The following is a 17966-nucleotide window of genomic DNA, read 5'->3' as shown; positions in this document are numbered from 1 at the left end:
CCGAAGACATTGTCATTCTGAATCGTAAGTTCACAATTATCCGTATATTCCGATGAGACATTTCTTACTAATTTGCCTTTTCTTTTCAGGGACTTGTTCATTACAAGCCCAATATCTGACTGTCAGCGATACAACCACATTACGAATAAAAATTACAGATACTCAAAACCGACCGATATTCGGTGTATATGTCATCAATAAAAACAAAAGCTTCCTGATTACCTCCTCGGATATTGACGGCGAATGTATCATCCACAACCGCCTGCTTCATCCGAATGACTCCATTCAATTTCAGGGAATGGGGTACAAACTCGTAACGTATACTCCGGCAGCTTTACAAAAAATCGACCGCATCCAACTCGAAGAATTGAGCTACCAACTGGAAGAAACCATCGTCCAAAGTATCTCAACCGAAGAATTGCTGAATAAAGTAAGTGCTAAATTAAAGAAGTTCCCGCGTAGTACCCTGCCCTATTGCAACTTCTACGGCAATGCTCAATATGAAAAAATTACGAACTACCGGGATACGACTCTAGAATACCGGCGTGAATACGGCTATTACTTTACTTCCGGAGACATCCGTCCTAAAAATATATGGGACCAGAGTTTTCGCTCCTACTTTCTACCTGTATACACGCAAAGAAGTTATAACCTAACCAATAACGGCAGCGATACCCTTTCGCCGCTGTATATTACGACGGAAGACAACCGTTTCGATGCCGGAACGAGAAAGATATTCACATTACTGCGTGCCGTTCAATTATACGGTCCTCTTTTCTCCGGAACACATACATACGAATTTAAACCGGTCGATACCGACAGTCTCGACTACGTTTATTCCTTCCATACCCGTTCCCAGGATTATCCGGACCAAACCCGAATCTCCTGCAAAGGCACCCTCGTCATAGACTTCCATCGTCACATTCTAAAAAGAATGACTTTCGAATACATCGATTACCAATTGCTCCGGCAAGTTTTGCTGACAAACCGCAGAAAGACCAGTTCCCCCTATTCCACCCGGGCGGACCTTACTTTCGGATACGACAAAAACAATCAGATCTACATCCGCTCTTGCCAGACGACCACTCAATGGAAATACGATCTGGGAAATGATTTTCTGGTTTTAGAGCAACCTTCCCGCATGCTTCCCTCTGCCGGAAACCTGATTGAAAAAGAAGCCTTCTGTTGCTACGATTACAAACCTGTTAAAAAAGAGTTTCGCACACATTCAGTCGCTGTAAAAATTCACGTCGCCCAACGCAACCCGCTCGGTACATACGATTCTCTGCTATTCAGCCGGCTTCCCTTATTGTTGGAAAAGGGACGGAGTTTTGACGACCTGAACAGATATGCCGATATCGAACAACAATTCCAACGCAACAATAATAAAACCTATTATCCGGACAATTTCCTCAACGGATTCAATGGATTTGTCGGCGTTGGCAGAGATGACAAGGCATTCCGCGAAAATACATACCAGGTGCGTAAAAAAATTCTGGAACTATTCGGCACCCCGGCCTTACCCGATCAAATAACCGGGCAAAAGTAACCCCACAAAATGATAAATTTAAATAATTAAATTAAATTTGTAGGCAGGAAAGTTAAATTTATGCCTCATATCTGTAAAAACTGCGGTGCCCGATACAAAGGGAATTACTGTAACCAATGCGGTCAAAGAGCTAAAGTCGGGAGACTGACATTACGCTCGGTAATCGATAATTGGGCTTACGGATTGACCAATTGCGACAGAGGGATTTTATTCACATTCAAAGAACTGTTTATCCGCCCCGGACACATGCTGGCCGACTATGTCAGCGGTAAACGCATTATCCATTTCCAACCGTTCCCGATGTTATTCATCACCGCCGGATTCTACGGCTTAATGTCACAGATCCTTTTACCGGCAAAACCGGTTGAAGCAGTCCAGACCGTCACTGATTTAACTTTTTGGGAAAGGTTTTTCAATTTACTGGAACAATGGATCGATTCCAGTATGTCGCTGACGGCTATTGTAACCTTGCCGTTCTTTGCCTGGGCATCACGCCTCGCCTTTTACACCCCTCCTTTTCATCCATACGGACCGGGAACCAGAAAAGGCCTCTCCGCCTGGATGTATTACTATACCCTGCCTCCAAGGAAACGCTCTTACAACTATACCCTTTCGGATTACCGGTTTATTGCCACCTATCATGCACGCTACCGTTACCAAATCCGGAAAAAATATACCTACAATTTCACAGAATATATATTCATATTTGCTTACATAGCATGCCAACGGTTGATTTTAGCTTTATTCATAGCCTTACCGATTATGGTCTGCACCCATACAACGGAACTGACAGATAATTCCTTTCAGATCGTATACAGTCTTTATTTCGCCGTTACCGTTTGGGATCTAAAACAATTATTCAAAATAGGTTTCTGGAAAGCCCTGCGAAAAACAGCACTTATGTTTCTCTACTCAGGATTACTCATCCTGCTCTTTACAATATTGATTACAGCAATTATCATCGGTGTGATTTACATATTGGGCCTTCTGGATCTCCTATCTCCGGATATTTTAAAAGTTATAGAAGAGGACCTTTAATACCGGTATTTCACAGTGTACAGACCGGTACCCCTAGGAAGCCGATCAGAAATTGCAAACAACGGATCAAATCAACCTTCTTTTCTCTTGAGGGCCGGAATATCAAAAACATCCCCATCCGTACAAACGAACGTATCCGGAAAAATAGCCCGGGCCTCCGGCAACATACAAGAGGGATCCGGATAACGGGCTGAGAAATGCCCCAACAACAATTTTTTTGCACCGGCCAAAAGAGCCATCCGGGCCGCTTGCTCTGCCGTGCTATGGTAGGTTTCTTTGGCCAATTGTTCCAGCGTGCGGTCATAAGTCGCCTCATGATACAACAGATCGACCCCTTTAACATAGGCAGCAAAACGTTCCCGGAACAAAGTATCGGTCATATAGGCATAAGAACGGGAAGGCGGAGCGGCAATCGTTAACCGGTCGTTAGCAATCACCTGCCCCTCCGGCGTTACAAAATCAGCTCCTTTTTTAAGGTGTTGCATAAAAGCGACCGGCACATCCCAGGCCAGAGCCATATCTTTGCGTATGGTTCTTTCCCGCTCTCTTTCCCGGAACAGAAAGCCGCACACCGGAGCATCATAACGATGGGACAACGGAAAGGAAGTCACGGTAACCGCTTTATCTTCATAAACAACCTCTTCCTCCCGGCTCAAATGATGGAAAACAAGTGCAAACCCCAAACGGCTGTTCATTACCTTCAATTGAAATTCAATGATCTCCTGCAATCGTCTGTCTGCATAAACATGTACCTCCCCTTTACGTCCCTGGAGCGCCAGACTGGACAATAAGCCGATCAAACCGAAAAAATGATCCCCATGCAAATGGGAAATAAAAATATGACCGATTTTATTATAGGGGATATGAAAACGACGCAATTGATGTTGAGTAGCTTCCGCACAATCAATCAGGAAATAACGTTCCTGAATATTCAATACCTGTGCCGAAGAGTTCCTTCGGGCTGTCGGAACAGCAGAGCCGGCACCGAGAATCGTCAATTCGAATTTCATCCTTTTTTATTTCCGGGTTAATGCTAAAAGAGCCTGAACAGCTAACCGTTCAGACTCTTTTATTATATTCTAAGGTCTGCTATGCAGACCCTAGTTCTTTGACTCATTAAGCTTCTGCCGGAGCTTCTTCTGCTTTGTCTTCAGCAGCTTTAGCTTTCGGAGCTTTTTCAGCCTGTTCTGCTTTAGCAGTCATCTGTTCTTTTAAAGCAGCCAACTCGGTGATATCACCCAAAGTCGTTTTTTCCAGTTTATCTTTTACCTGTTTAACGGCTTTTTTGGTTGTTTTTTCTTCGGCCGATTTCTTAGCTCTCTCATCCGATTTCTGTGCATCTTCGAAAATACGGGAATGAGAAAGAATGATCCGTTTAGCGGCTTTATTGAATTCAATTACCTTGAAGTCCAATTTCTCTTCAACTTTAGCCTGTGATCCGTCTTCTTTTACCAAATGACGCGGAGTAGCAAATCCTTCAACACCATAAGGCAATGCAATCACAGCACCCTTATCGAAAATTTCGGTAATCGTACCTTCGTGAACTGAATCTACAGTGAAAATCGTTTCAAATACATCCCACGGATTTTCTTCCAATTGTTTGTGACCTAAGCTCAAACGACGGTTTTCTTTATCGATTTCCAATACAACAACGTCGATTTCAGCACCGATCTGAGTGAATTCTGCCGGATGTTTTACTTTCTTCGTCCAGGAAAGATCGGAAATATGAATCAATCCGTCAACACCTTCTTCTATTTCAACAAATACACCGAAGTTTGTGAAATTACGTACAGTAGCTTTGTGTTTGCTGCCAACACCATATTTCTCTTCGATATTCTGCCACGGATCAGCTTTCAACTGTTTGATACCCAATGACATTTTTCTTTCGTCACGATCCAAAGTCAGGATAACAGCTTCTACTTCATCCCCTACTTTCATGAAATCCTGAGCAGAACGCAAATGCTGTGACCATGACATCTCAGATACGTGGATCAAACCTTCTACCCCCGGTGCAATTTCAACGAATGCACCGTAGTCAGCCATAACCACAACCTTACCCTTCACTTTGTCACCGACCTTCAAATCTGCATCCAAAGCATCCCACGGATGCGGAGTCAATTGTTTCAGACCTAAAGCAATACGTTTTTTCTCATCATCGAAATCCAAAATAACCACATTCAGTTTCTGATCCAACTGAACGATTTCGTTCGGATGATTTACACGACCCCAAGACAGGTCGGTGATGTGAATCAATCCGTCTACACCGCCCAAATCGATGAATACACCGTAAGAGGTAATATTTTTAACCGTACCTTCAAGTACCTGACCTTTCTCCAGCTTGGAAATAATGTCTTTCTTCTGCTGTTCAAGCTCTGCTTCAATAAGAGCTTTATGAGATACAACCACATTTTTGAATTCCTGGTTAATCTTAACCACCTTGAATTCCATGGTTTTACCTACATAAATATCGTAATCACGGATCGGCTTAACATCGATCTGAGAACCCGGCAAGAACGCTTCGATACCGAATACGTCAACGATCATACCGCCTTTCGTACGACATTTAACAAATCCTTTGATAATTTCGTCTTTTTCCAATGCTTCGTTCACACGATCCCAGCTACGCATTGCACGCGCTTTCTTATGTGACAAAGTCAACTGACCTTTTTTGTCTTCCTGTGTTTCCACATAGACCTCAACCGTATCACCTACTTTCAAATCCGGATTGTAACGGAATTCGTTCAAAGAAATGATACCGTCTGATTTGTAGCCGATATTTACAACGACTTCTCTCTTGTTCATAGAGATTACTTTACCGTCTACCACTTCACGCTCTGCAATCTGCGAAAGTGTACCGGCATACTTTTCTTCCAGTTCTTGTTTCTGGGAAACGGGAGTTACAACATCATTAGCATAAGCATCCCAATCAAAATTTTCATCAGCTTCTGCTGTTGTAACAGGAGCCGTTTTTTTGGTTTCTTTTTCTGCAGCTATAGCCTGCAAATCTTTTTGTTCTTCTGACATAAAAATTAATTCTTTCTTAACTAATAAGTTAGACATTATTTTGAATACGGGCGCAAAGGTAAGAATAATAATCTGTTTCACAATTATTTTCTCAAATAAAAATAAAAAACAGAACTCCTTTAGCCTCCGGAATATACAGAATGAGCCCCGAACCGGAACTGGGCGTAGCAGATTCCTTTCGATTTTCAATCCATTACCAATCTGCGGAACCAATCAAAAATCGTAATCGTAAATCAAAAATCGTAAATCAAAAATTATCCCCCTCTGCTACCCATTTATCGGAAGGATACTGGAATAAGCGAAGATTAAAAAGCGGAACCACAGCATACAAATGGTCGAAAAGATCGGATTGTACTTTCTCATACTCCACCCACTTCTGCCTGGCCGAAAAACAATAAATTTCCAACGGTACGCCGGTCGGACCGGGCTGCAATTGTCTTACCATATGCGTCATATTCTGAGCGATATTAGGATTCTGCGCAATCCAAAGCTCCATATATTCCCGGAAAGTACCGATATTTGTCATCCGAATTCCGTCTAAAGGTGTACTGGCATCTGCATAATTTATATCCAGCTCGGCCTTTTTCGTCAATATATAATCTTTCAACAATTCGGATTTTGCCAATTGTTCTATTTCTCCGGGCGTGAGATAATGAATGGATTGCACATCGATATTTACAGAACGTTTTATACGCCGCCCGTTCGACTCTTCCATTCCCCGCCAATTTGTAAAAGATTCGGATACCATCTTATAAGTCGGTATCGTAGAAATAGTCTTATCCCAATTCTGTACTTTTACGGTCGTCAAATTGATCTCCAGCACTTCTCCGTCGGCATTTGCAGAAGGCATCACGATCCAGTCGCCCAGATTAACCATCTTATTGGCTATCAACTGCACTCCGGCTACAAATCCCAGTATCGCATCTTTGAAAATCAACATCAAAACCGCGGCAAAAGCACTCAAACCGACCAACAATGCTTCCGGATCTTTTCCCAGGATAATGCTGAAAACAATAACCGTCACCACACAATATACAAATATCTTAATCACCTGTATAAACACCTTGATCGGACGATTACGCGCAACGGGATAACTGTTATAAATCCGGTTTACCCCATCCATTACCACAGACAACAGAAATGCCACCGCAAAAACAATCCAGATATCGATAACTTTATTGATAACCACCAGATACTCCAAACCGATCTGAAAAGATACCATCCGGATAACGATAGGGGTAATGAAAAAAGCAAAATAATTGAAAAAACGCTGGTCAAACATCAGATCATCCCAACGTGTATCGGTCCGGCCGGCCAATTTGACAACGATCTTTGCCAACCATTTCCGGGCAATAAAATAAGTAAGCCAAGCTACTATGGCTATAAACAATATCCGGATCGTGAATTCAAGGGTACTCAACAACCAGGAGGAGTGGATACCCAGGCGTTGCAACAAATCGTTTAAAGTTATTCCTTCGATAATTTCCATATCCCTGACAGATTTCTATATACACATCATAAAAACGAATTTACAGAACCAAAATTCTGCCCCATCCGGTAATTTTACTCATCCAATAAATCCGGCCGCAATGCCTTTGTCCGCTCATAAGCCACCTTCTCCTGCCATTCCCGGATTTTAGCGTGATTACCGGACAACAAAATTTCCGGAACCTGCCAACCGTTAAATTCCGCCGGACGGGTATACACGGGTGCCGCCAGCAAATTATCCTGAAATGAATCACTCAATGCAGAACTCTCGTCACTCATCGCACCCGGAATCAAACGTACGATAGCATCCGTCATAATACAAGCCGGCAACTCTCCTCCTGTCAATACGTAATCCCCGACAGATATTTCCCGGGTAACCAGATGTTCCCGGATACGCTGGTCAATTCCTTTATAGTGTCCGCACAATAAAATGATATTCTCTTTCAAAGACAATTCATTCGCCACCCGTTGATTAAACACGGGCGCATCCGGAGAAGTATAGATAATCTCATCGTAATCACGCTGGGATTTCAATTCGTTAATGCAATCGAATACAGGCTGAATCATCATCACCATGCCCGCCTCTCCGCCGAAAGGATAATCATCTACCTTACGGTATTTATCTTTCGACCAGTCCCGGATATTGTGAATGTATATTTCGACAATCCCTTTATCCCGGGCACGCTTTACAATCGAATGATTCAACGGACTCTCCAACAATTCCGGCACAACACTCAGTATATCTATACGCATAATCTTGATTTCTTCGTTTTCCGGTGGTAAAGATAACTATTTTCATCCATTTTCCCCAAAGACAAAGGGAAACAGAAAAATCAGGCAATGCACAGAATGATTTTATAAAATTTCAGCCGATTTCCCACACGCTTCAATAGGAACTTTCTATTTTACCGAAAGCAGGGAAACGTTATTAAATAAAAATGCGGAACCAGGTTTTAAAAGTCCCGGTTCCGCATTATTATGCTATTCCGAACCTCCCCGGAATACCTATTTCAGATAATCGTCGAAATAATCGGTTACTTTCTGCATCAGATGGATACGGTCGCGTCCGAAAACATTGTGTTCTGCACAAGGATAAGGAAAATAATCCACCTGTACCTGATTCTTTATACATTCCCTTATAAAATTCAGGCTATGCTGCCACAGCACCGTATTATCGATAGCTCCCTGGCAAATCAACAGCTTGCCTTTCAAATCTTTCGCCCTATTCATCAGACTTACCTTAGCATATCCCTCGGCATTGCGCTGGGGAGTATCCATATAACGCTCGCCATACATCACCTCATACCATTTCCAATCGATTACAGGTCCGCCTGCAACCCCCACCTTAAACACCTCCGGATAATTCGTAATCAAAGAAATCGTCATAAAACCACCGTAGCTCCATCCATGTACCCCGATACGGCCGGCATCCACCCAAGGCTGAGATTTCAGGAACTCGATGCCTTTCATCTGATCGGCCATTTCAGCCTGACCGCACAAGCCGTATATCGCTTTCTCAAAGTCGGCACCCCGATTGGAAGTTCCGCGGTTATCCATTACATACACGACATATCCTTGCTGTGTCATATACATCTCCCAACGACGCAATTCCGCCTGCCAGGTATTTTTAACCATTTGCGAATGAGGACCTCCGTATACATACACAATGACCGGATATTTCTTCGAAGGATCGAACCCCACCGGTTTGATCAAACGATAATAATTATCAAACCTGCCGTCGGCACTCTTTACCGTTCCCATACTTATCTCTCCGAAATTGTAATCTTTTGTGGGATTTTCCGCCCGCATCAGTTCCCGTACGATTTTACCGTCGGTCTGCCGTACAGCCATAACCCGGGGAACATTCAGACTGCTATAACTATCGACGAAATAATGTCCACCAGGACTTACAGCCGGCGAATGCCATCCTTCTGCATCCGTCAGACGGCTTTTTTTACCGGATTTCAAATCCACCCGGAACAAATGATTTTCGACAGGACTAACCTCTGCCGAAGTATAATATACAAAACGACCGTCCTGAGCCACATATTCTACATCAGCATCCGTATCGGTAAGCCGGCGGACAGATTTACCTTCCGTATCACATAGGTATAAATTACGGAAACCGTCCCGGTTATCCGTGCGGTAAATAAACTTAGACGGATCATTCTTCAAAAACACCAAAGCATTCGACGGCTCTACCCAACGATCGTTTTTCTCTTCCAAAACCGTCCCCAGGTATTTACCTGTCACAGCATTGTATTTGTTCAAACGGACATGCTTCTGATCCCGGTCGACAACCTGTATATAAATTACGTCGGATGCCGGATTCCAGGTAATATTGGTCAGGTATTGCTCCCGTCCGAAATCAGTTACATCCATAAACACCGTCCGTTCTGAAGCCAAATCATATACGCCGAGACTTACCTGCTCTGAAGGCATACCGGCCATCGGATACTTAATCTCACGTAAACTTCCGGTACGGGTCGTTATATCCAACAACGGAAAACTACTCACAGCACTTTCGTCTTTCCGGTAAAAAGCCAACTTTTTGCCATCCGGAGACCAGAAAATACCGTTGGAAATACCCATTTCACTCCGGCTTACAGTCTGACCGTTTACAATATTCGGATCTGAATCCTTCGTCACGGCGTATTCATTTCCCCTTTCGTCCGAATAATACAAATTATTGTCACGCGTAAAAGCAAAAGCATTGTATCCGTTATAGGTTACATTTCCACCTTTTTTCGGCAAGGGAAGCGTACGAAGAACCCGTTTCCCCACGATATCAATCTCGTATCTGTTTCCCTTCCTTACGATTACCAACGTTTCGGCATCCGCCCAGCCATACATAGGCCATCCTTTCAAATCCGCAGTTAATAACCGATTCAGTTCCTCTACGGTCATCAACACCTTTTTCTCTCCTTTCAATACATCCTCCGCAACCAAATCCGTCCCTTCCGTATAGGTCATTATATCCCGGTCGCCCTGCCATTGAATATAACGCGTCTTCGGCCGCAATTCATAACCCAAAACGGCATCTTCCATCGTCAGCATCTTATCCTGTGCCTTTGAACTAAACATCATAGCCATTCCGATACATGTAAGTAATAAATATCTCATATATTTTAAATTTAAGTAAATTAAAGCGATTCAAAACAAATACAGGATTAAAACACAAAGTTTAATAAAACCGAGTTTATAAATTCCGACCACGTTTGCAAAGATATAAAAATTGCCTATTAACCCACCTATCCCCACACGATCTTATCACTCTACTTCCAGCCCGTCAATACCTTTAATTTCAAAAACATCTCTGTCTTCCGACACGGCAAATTTATTCCTGAACCGACGCAATTCTTCCATATCAATCCCGATAATCTTAATTTCCTCTTTATATTCCCGGCATGCTCCCACGACATTTCCTTTAGCATCAATAACGGCAGAATCTCCCGCATACGTCAAGCCGGCAGTGTCGGTACCCACACAATTCACACCCGCCACAAAAGCCTGATTTTCTATTGCCCGGGCCTGTAACAACAACTGCCAAACCTTACGCCTGGATGCCGGCCAATTGGCCACATACACCGCCAGATCATAATTATCGGTATTCCGGCTCCATACCGGGAAGCGCAAATCATAACAGATAAAGGTCGCTATCCGAACTCCCCGGAAATCAAAAAACAGATGCCGCCTACCGGCAGTAAAATGTTCATTTTCTCCCCCCATCCGAAAGCAATGCCGCTTGTCGTAATACAAATTCTTTCCATCCGGAAATGCCACAATCATACGGTTATAATACGACTCTCCTTCGTTATATACCGTAGACCCCATAACCAGCGCATCCCGCTTTTCTGCCCATTCCGACATCAGTCGCCTGACCCGCTCATAACAAGCTGCCGTTTTGTTTTTCTCCGCATCCGCCACCCTTTTATCCTGCTTCACCAACATACTCCCTGACGTAAACATTTCCGGCAACAAAATGACATCACACGCCCCTATCCCGGCTAATTTCCGGTCAAAAAGCGCCAAATTTTTTTCTATATCTCCCCATACCAGAGAAGACTGGACCAATGCTATTTTCATTCAAACCTTCTATTTCAAACCTTAATTACCCCCATCTCCCTCAATCCAAATCATAAACAATGCAATAACTCCGCCCCATTTCTCCTCAATCTAAATCGACAATCTAAAATTTTAAATCTATAATAATATACTCCTCACTCTATTCTTTCCCATTTACCGATCACCTCTCTTCGCGGAAGAGCATTGAAATGCCACCATTCACTCCCGAGCGCAATAAAACCGGCTTCCGTCATTACCTTACGTAACAACTGCCGGTTTTCAAAAGCTTCCGGCGTAATTTTTCCCCGTATAACCAATTCTTCCTCTTTATCTCCCCGGGCTTCCTCTCCGAAATAATCGAATGCCGACCCCATATCCGGGAATCCCCCGGAAGAGTCACATAAAGTTACATCCACTGCCAGTCCGTAATTATGCAATCCGCCTCCCCGACCCGGATTACTGACAAATATATGTCTGGGAGTTCCTTTTACCAACTCCCACATTTCCCGCTGAACCGACATCGGACGCGCGGCATCATACACGACAATTTGCCAACCTGTCCGAATATTTTCCAGTAAATCCTGTGCCCGGATCAACTTTTCCGCTACCAAAGGCCGCATATATGCCTTTCTCAATTCCCGGTACAAAACTTTTCCGGTAAAATTATCCGGTGTGGCATAAACCAACTTCACTTTTATCCGCCGATCCAATTTCCCGATATCCACCAATCCCATACTCAGCATCCTCTTTTCTGTTTCCGTTTCAGAACAGAACATCCGTTCATCCAGTATGAGGGAATCATCCACCTCCACCATCCACCCCGGTTCCACAGCAATTTCAACCGTTTTATTCCGACCTGTACAAGCCAGCAGAAATAAAACAAAAACAAAAATTAAAATGCTTCGCTTATTGGTCATTCCGTTTGATTATTACAAACCGGATACATCATCATCCGGCGAAAACGTTTCCCGACGCCTACATGAATCGCAACGCTCTTTCTCTCTTTTCATTCACTCCCCCCAGGAAAATTTCTCCGGATGTCGCGGATTAGCATCTTTATAAGTACTCATAATGTATTGCAAGTCCGCATCTACATCATCCGTCGGATTAAATAAAGGACCGATTTCACAATACTTTCCTTTATAATCGATTCGTCCCAGATATACGGGGACACCCGCAGCCTTTGCAATGACCAAAAAGCCCTTTTTCCACTTTTTCCGCTTACTCCGGCTTCCTTCGGGTGTGATACACAAATACATGGAATCCCGCTTCTTAAACTCTGTAATCATCTGATCCACCAAATGACTGTCCTTTTTCCCCCGGTCGACCGGAATCACCCGCAATGCCCGTAAAATCATTCCCAGCGGAAAAAAGAAAAATTCTTTTTTCATCAAAATAAAAGCCGGAATACGCTGACTTAAAAAAGCCAATTCCCCCCATACAAAATCCCAATTGGAAGTATGGGGCACAGAAATAATGACAGCCTTTTTCACTTCCGGTAATTCCCCCTTGTACTTCCATCCCCCCAACCACATTATAAATCGTGCTATATATTTCATAACCTATAAATTTATTTCCTGAATACTCTTTAAGAGCTACCTTAATCCTGTATATAAATTGTAAATTTTAGATTGTAAATTTTAAATTACCCGACAAGCCGATTCGTCATCGGATTTATTTAATCTAAAATCGTAAATATACAATTTTAATATGTACATTGTAAATATACAACTTATTTCCAATCCAACGGCAATACAACCCGTACTCCGACACCCCGGTACCCCTCCCGGTCAAACCCGAAAAATACACCTCCCCGGATTTCATCCTCGAATCCCAGCGAATATCCGCACTCCGTATAACTTTTAGTTTCCGGCATCCAGACATACCGGACATGCACAGCCTCATTGAATAAGAAACGTTGCATAAAAGACAATCGCTTGATCAACAAATAAGAAGAAGTATAATTCAGAGCTCCCTGAAACCACTTTTCAGCCGTTGCCAACTCATAGTAGTCCGTCAGGTAAAAGTCGCTGAAAAACATTTCTTTGCTAAAAACCCATCCTGTAGCGCCGAACTGCTTATAATCCGGGAAATACAACTCTTTTACCGAAAAAAACTTACCCGCCTGAACTTTATAAGAAATTTTGTCAAAAAGCCCCAGAGATTTTTTTTGCTGCACTCCGATTGCAATCCGGTTGTAAGCACTGCTCAATCCGGAACCGACGGAAATTCCCCGGTCATAACGCACGGAAAAAGTAGGCCAGTCGGAACGTACATACCGCTTATAGCCGTTTCTGAGCCGGTAAAACGAACGGGGCGTATAATCCAGTTGCCCGTAAACATGCAAAGCCGTGTTGTCGGGCATATCGACTCCCCCTTCGGAAGAAGGCGTATTGGGTTTCGGATCCTTCTTATAAATATTATAAGAGATATGATTCTCCAACACCCGTCTCTTTTCGTAATTTCCACCGACAGACAACACCAAACCGTTACTGATATCGATCCGGTTTTCTAAAGCGACATAACGCTTCCCGTAAAATTTCATAAAATTATCGGCACACACAAGCGAGGTCAACGTATTTTCCAGCCGCCATGCCCCGGCATTCCCTTTATAATCTGCAGAAACATCTCCGAAACGAACCTTTAATAATCCCCGTTTCAAAGGAGCATAAGTATAAGAAGAATAGACCTGCCAGATCCAGGATTTACGGGCCGTTGCATAATAAACCGAAGGTTCTACATACAAACGCTGTCCCGGTGCTACGGCAAGCGACACACCGAACCGTTGCCCTATCCAGAAACCATCCACAAAATTATATTCGGGAAAAGCCTTTACCAGTCCGTCGAACTCAAACCGTCCCTGTTTTCCTAATTTATAAGAACTTCCCCACAATATCTGTCCGAAAACATCCCGATGCGCACGGCGGGTCGTATCCGTTTCTCCCTCCGACTTCTTCACAACAGCCCGCAAACTATCCCTCATCTGATATCCCTTTACCTCTTCCTGTTTCAAGGGTATCGTACGCATCTGTAACCAATAAGCCGAATCGCGCCGCACAGCCATCGAATCGACCGATACCTTTTCCGTAACGACCTCTTCCCGGATCTCAAGCGGAGGTATCGTATCCGGTCGTTCGGGAGTCATCAATTGCTGGGACAAACGGGCCATCCGGTAAGCATCCCGGGTTGTCAGCTCCTCTTTCTCCAGTAAAGCTTCCAGCTTACGTTCCGCCTTTTCCCGTTTCGGAGATTTAGCCGGCTCGGGCAATGCTTTATTTTCAGCAACAACAGACACAGGCTTCACGACAACTCCATTGGTCGTATCCGCCTCCACCTCTTTATATTTGACAGAAGCATAATACTTTCCACCGGCCTTTACTCCGAAAATTTTTACGTCCACATCAATATCGTAAGAAGTCGGAAGAAAAACGGAAGGTTTTACGTCATGAAATACCCCTTTGATGTGCAGGGTCACCCCGGTAAGTTTTGCCGAAAAATCAAAATTCACCACACTCCAGTCATTTTCGACAATATAAATATAACCATCCAGCAATTGACTGTTCTTTTTCCGGGGTTCGACCCGGATTTTATTGATCGTTTTTCCGTCTTCCAGATAACATTCTGCAAAACGGAAACGGTAATACGAAAACGCTCCGGGTGCCAGAGGCGACACCATACCCATCACATCCGGATCGTAAACCGAAGCGGTGACGATCCCCAAAGCTTCATCCGGGCTCAGATCATCCGGGATAGAACTGGAAAAAGCCACTATCTTCCGCTCGTAAGTGTCGGGAGCTTCAAAAGCAACTTCCATCACCGATTCCAGGGTAAATACTTTTCCCAGATAAGGCGTCACCTCTTTCCGTATTTCTTTCGACAACATAAGTAATTTAGGTATCTTTTCCAACTGCATCGTACCTTTTGTATATACCTCCGACAGATAACGCTTCACCTGATGCCGGTGATAAGGTGCCCGGGCAATCGCATGCCGCATAATATAAAAAGCCGGATCTTCCCCTCTGGCATTTACTTTTGCCTCTTGCAACATATACACCATCGGTTTCAGAACCACCCGCAATACATCCCGTTTCTCTCCTACTCCGACCTGCAATGTCTGTTTTTCATATCCCAAAGCGCTCACCTCACATACATAAGTTCCGGAGGGCAGCGCAATCCGAAAATTCCCGTTTTCATCGGCCACACATCCTTGTGCCGTTTCCCGTACATAAACCGTAGCCCCTTCTACCGCCTGTCCCTCGGCATCGGAAACCACCCCCTCCAGTACCTGACACTTCACAACGGAAGCTATAAAAATGCCTAACAGTAATAAAACAACCTTCATATTTTAAATTTTAAGGCACAAATTTAATAAATACATACTTTAATTTTCAATTTAAAATTTAAAATCCAAAATTTAAAATAAACCTCTTCTTTTCCAAAATACACAAACACATCCCCCTCTCTCCCAATCGTAAATCTTAAATCGTAAATCTAAATCCAAATCTCTTTTGCATTTTCAAAACAATTTGTATCTTTGCACCACAAAAATTTTTCCTCAGGGGTTCAATAAGCAGATAAGTATCTCACCCCATGGTAGTAACATTAAAACAATTTACAATGTACGCAATTGTTGAAATTCAAGGACAGCAGTTCAAAGTAGAAAAAGACCGCAAAGTGTATGTCCATCGTCTGGCTGCAGAAGAAGGCACTCAGGTAGAATTTGATAATGTACTTCTCGTTGAAGACGGAAGCAACATTAAAATCGGTACGCCGAAAGTGGAAGGCGCTAAAGTTACCGCAAAAGTATTGGCTCATGTAAAAGCTGACAAAGTTCTTATCTTCAAGAAAAGAAGAAGAAAAACGTATCAGAAATTGAACGGACATCGTCAGTCTATGACACAAATCCAGATCGAAGCGATCAACGCTTAATCTGAAAGAAAAATTATTTAGTAAACTCTAAAATTCAATAAGATATGGCACATAAGAAAGGTGTCGGTAGTTCCAAGAACGGCCGCGAATCCGAAAGCAAACGATTAGGAGTTAAAATATGGGGCGGACAATTTGCCAAAGCCGGTAATATTATCGTTCGTCAGAGAGGTACAGTACACAACCCGGGATTAAACGTGGGTATAGGTAAAGATCACACCTTATTCGCATTGGTTGACGGTGAAGTTGTTTTCACCAAAAAACAAAAAAACAGATCTTATGTATCTGTTAAACCGGCAACTGTAGAAAACGCAGCAGAATAAGCCTGAAATAAAAATTTAAAACTCCTGTATTGTAAGCGATACAGGAGTTTTTTTGTATATTTACCGCTCGGAAAATAATTTATGACTTAAGTCTGTTGACTTATTGACTATTTCAGTAGCTGCCTTGAACAAAGGGAAGTAAACTTTAATAGTTCATTCATTATTTCAGCTTATTTAGAATCGGCTGCCTTACGATATGAAAACAACGTATCGTATGACAACCGGCAATCTGAAAATCCAAACTTATTACGATCATGCTAAATTTAAAATTCATTCAGGAAAACAAAGAAACGGTCATCGAACGTTTAGCTGTAAAAAATTTTGATGCCCGGGAAAGCGTTGAAAAAATCATATATCTGGACGGAGAACGCCGGAAATTACAACAAGATTCCGAAAATAAGCAAGCACGGATGAACGCCATCGCCAAGGAAATCGGAAACCTGATGAAAGCCGGAAAAAAAGAAGAAGCGGAAAAAGCCCGTCAGGAAACGACCCAATTAAAAGAAGAAATAGCAGCATTGGTCCCGCAGGTAAACAACCTGAATGCGGAGGTAACAGAAATTCTGTTGCGTTTACCGAATATGCCGCATACAAGTGTACCCCGCGGTAAATCGGATGCAGACAACGAAATTATCAAAATCGTCAGCGACATCCCTCATCGTCACGAAGACGATGTTCCGCATTGGGAACTGACTAAAAAATACGATCTGATCGATTTCGAAACGGGAGTAAAGATCACAGGAGCCGGATTTCCGGTATACAAAGGCCTCGGAGCCCGCTTGCAAAGAGCTCTGATCAATTTCTTCCTGGATGAAAACATCAAGGCCGGCTATCAGGAAGTAATGCCTCCCCTGATGGTAAATGCAGATTCAGGATACGGCACGGGACAGTTACCCGATAAAGACGGCCAGATGTATTACGTCAACGAAGATAAATTATACCTGATTCCGACAGCCGAAGTCCCGGTTACCAACATTTACCGGGACATGATCGTAGAAGGAGAAAAATTACCGATTAAAAATACGGCTTATACGGCATGTTTCCGCCGCGAAGCGGGTTCCTACGGAAAAGACGTTCGCGGCTTGAACCGGCTTCATCAATTCGACAAGGTAGAAATCGTACAGATCACCAAGCCGGAAATCTCTTACGAAGCCCTCGAAGGCATGGTAGCTCACGTAGAAAGCCTGCTGATCAAACTGGGACTTCCCTACCGCATCGTCCGTCTCTGTGGAGGAGATATCAGCTTCACCTCGGCTCTGACTTATGACTTTGAAGTATTTTCCAAAGCCCAGGAAAAATGGCTGGAAGTCAGCTCGGTATCAAACTTCGAAGATTTCCAGGCCAATCGTCTGAAACTCCGCTACCGGAACAAAGGCGATAAAAAAACGACGATGGTACACACCCTGAACGGAAGCTCCCTGGCATTACCGCGTATCGTGGCCGCATTACTGGAAAACAATCAATGCGCTGAAGGTATACGTCTGCCGGAAGTATTACAACCGTTTATGGGAACCGATATGATCCGATAAAAATTAAGGAGATTTGGAAAGGAG

At 43.4% G+C, this 17966-nt stretch carries 14 protein-coding genes; 5 read left to right on the top strand and 9 right to left on the bottom strand.

Going from position 1 to position 17966, the window contains the following annotated elements; all coding sequences use genetic code 11:
- Positions 1 to 52: 52 nt before the first annotated feature.
- Both BN8908_RS03250 and BN8908_RS03245 read left to right on the top strand, forming a co-directional pair.
- The gene (locus BN8908_RS03250; RefSeq protein ID WP_148453164.1) at positions 53 to 1549 is read left to right on the top strand and encodes a hypothetical protein; all 1497 of its coding nucleotides are present in this window, start codon (positions 53 to 55) and stop codon (positions 1547 to 1549) included.
- 60 nt (positions 1550 to 1609) lie between these two features.
- Positions 1610 to 2587, top strand: a complete 978-nt coding sequence (locus BN8908_RS03245) for a DUF3667 domain-containing protein (protein ID WP_068689042.1) — start codon at positions 1610 to 1612, stop codon at positions 2585 to 2587.
- A 71-nt stretch (positions 2588 to 2658) separates the two neighbouring features.
- Here the strand turns inward: BN8908_RS03245 and BN8908_RS03240 are convergent, their stop codons facing one another.
- From BN8908_RS03240 to BN8908_RS03200, 9 genes are all read right to left on the bottom strand, one after another.
- Positions 2659 to 3597: a ribonuclease Z gene (locus tag BN8908_RS03240; protein WP_068689040.1), complete on the bottom strand. Its 939-nt coding sequence runs from the start codon at positions 3595 to 3597 to the stop codon at positions 2659 to 2661.
- A 106-nt stretch (positions 3598 to 3703) separates the two neighbouring features.
- Complete coding sequence (rpsA, locus tag BN8908_RS03235) at positions 3704 to 5611, bottom strand: 30S ribosomal protein S1 (protein WP_021987242.1); 1908 nt, start codon at positions 5609 to 5611, stop codon at positions 3704 to 3706.
- A 247-nt stretch (positions 5612 to 5858) separates the two neighbouring features.
- Positions 5859 to 7100, bottom strand: a complete 1242-nt coding sequence (locus tag BN8908_RS03230) for a mechanosensitive ion channel family protein (protein ID WP_068689035.1) — start codon at positions 7098 to 7100, stop codon at positions 5859 to 5861.
- Positions 7101 to 7174: 74 nt separating this feature from the next.
- Complete coding sequence (gene trmD / locus BN8908_RS03225; RefSeq protein ID WP_021987240.1) at positions 7175 to 7852, bottom strand: tRNA (guanosine(37)-N1)-methyltransferase TrmD; 678 nt, start codon at positions 7850 to 7852, stop codon at positions 7175 to 7177.
- Between the two features lie 252 nt (positions 7853 to 8104).
- On the bottom strand, positions 8105 to 10222 hold the full coding sequence (locus BN8908_RS03220) for a S9 family peptidase (RefSeq protein ID WP_068689033.1): 2118 nt from the start codon (positions 10220 to 10222) through the stop codon (positions 8105 to 8107).
- Between the two features lie 147 nt (positions 10223 to 10369).
- Positions 10370 to 11185, bottom strand: coding sequence for an amidohydrolase (locus BN8908_RS03215; protein WP_021987238.1), 816 nt, complete (start codon positions 11183 to 11185; stop codon positions 10370 to 10372).
- Positions 11186 to 11319: 134 nt separating this feature from the next.
- On the bottom strand, positions 11320 to 12081 hold the full coding sequence (locus tag BN8908_RS03210; protein WP_235837403.1) for a M15 family metallopeptidase: 762 nt from the start codon (positions 12079 to 12081) through the stop codon (positions 11320 to 11322).
- 93 nt (positions 12082 to 12174) lie between these two features.
- A complete protein-coding gene (locus BN8908_RS03205; RefSeq protein ID WP_021987236.1) occupies positions 12175 to 12723 on the bottom strand; it encodes a 1-acyl-sn-glycerol-3-phosphate acyltransferase in 549 nt (182 codons plus the stop codon).
- 173 nt (positions 12724 to 12896) lie between these two features.
- Positions 12897 to 15506: a DUF5686 and carboxypeptidase regulatory-like domain-containing protein gene (locus BN8908_RS03200; protein ID WP_068689031.1), complete on the bottom strand. Its 2610-nt coding sequence runs from the start codon at positions 15504 to 15506 to the stop codon at positions 12897 to 12899.
- Between the two features lie 275 nt (positions 15507 to 15781).
- Between BN8908_RS03200 and rplU the strand changes: the two genes are divergently transcribed.
- The 3 genes from rplU to serS all read left to right on the top strand — a co-directional run bounded on the left by rplU (position 15782) and on the right by serS (position 17942).
- Complete coding sequence (gene rplU / locus BN8908_RS03195) at positions 15782 to 16093, top strand: 50S ribosomal protein L21 (protein ID WP_068689029.1); 312 nt, start codon at positions 15782 to 15784, stop codon at positions 16091 to 16093.
- 44 nt (positions 16094 to 16137) lie between these two features.
- Positions 16138 to 16413 (top strand): 50S ribosomal protein L27, encoded by a 276-nt coding sequence (rpmA, locus tag BN8908_RS03190; protein WP_021987233.1) that lies wholly within the window; start codon positions 16138 to 16140, stop codon positions 16411 to 16413.
- A 254-nt stretch (positions 16414 to 16667) separates the two neighbouring features.
- Positions 16668 to 17942, top strand: coding sequence for a serine--tRNA ligase (gene serS / locus BN8908_RS03185; RefSeq protein ID WP_068689027.1), 1275 nt, complete (start codon positions 16668 to 16670; stop codon positions 17940 to 17942).
- Positions 17943 to 17966: the final 24 nt, after the last annotated feature.

This window comes from Culturomica massiliensis, assembly GCF_900091655.1.
GTDB lineage: Bacteria > Bacteroidota > Bacteroidia > Bacteroidales > Marinifilaceae > Culturomica > Culturomica massiliensis.
The sequence above is the reverse complement of the archived record's forward strand: the minus strand, read 5'-3'. Positions and strand labels throughout refer to the sequence as shown.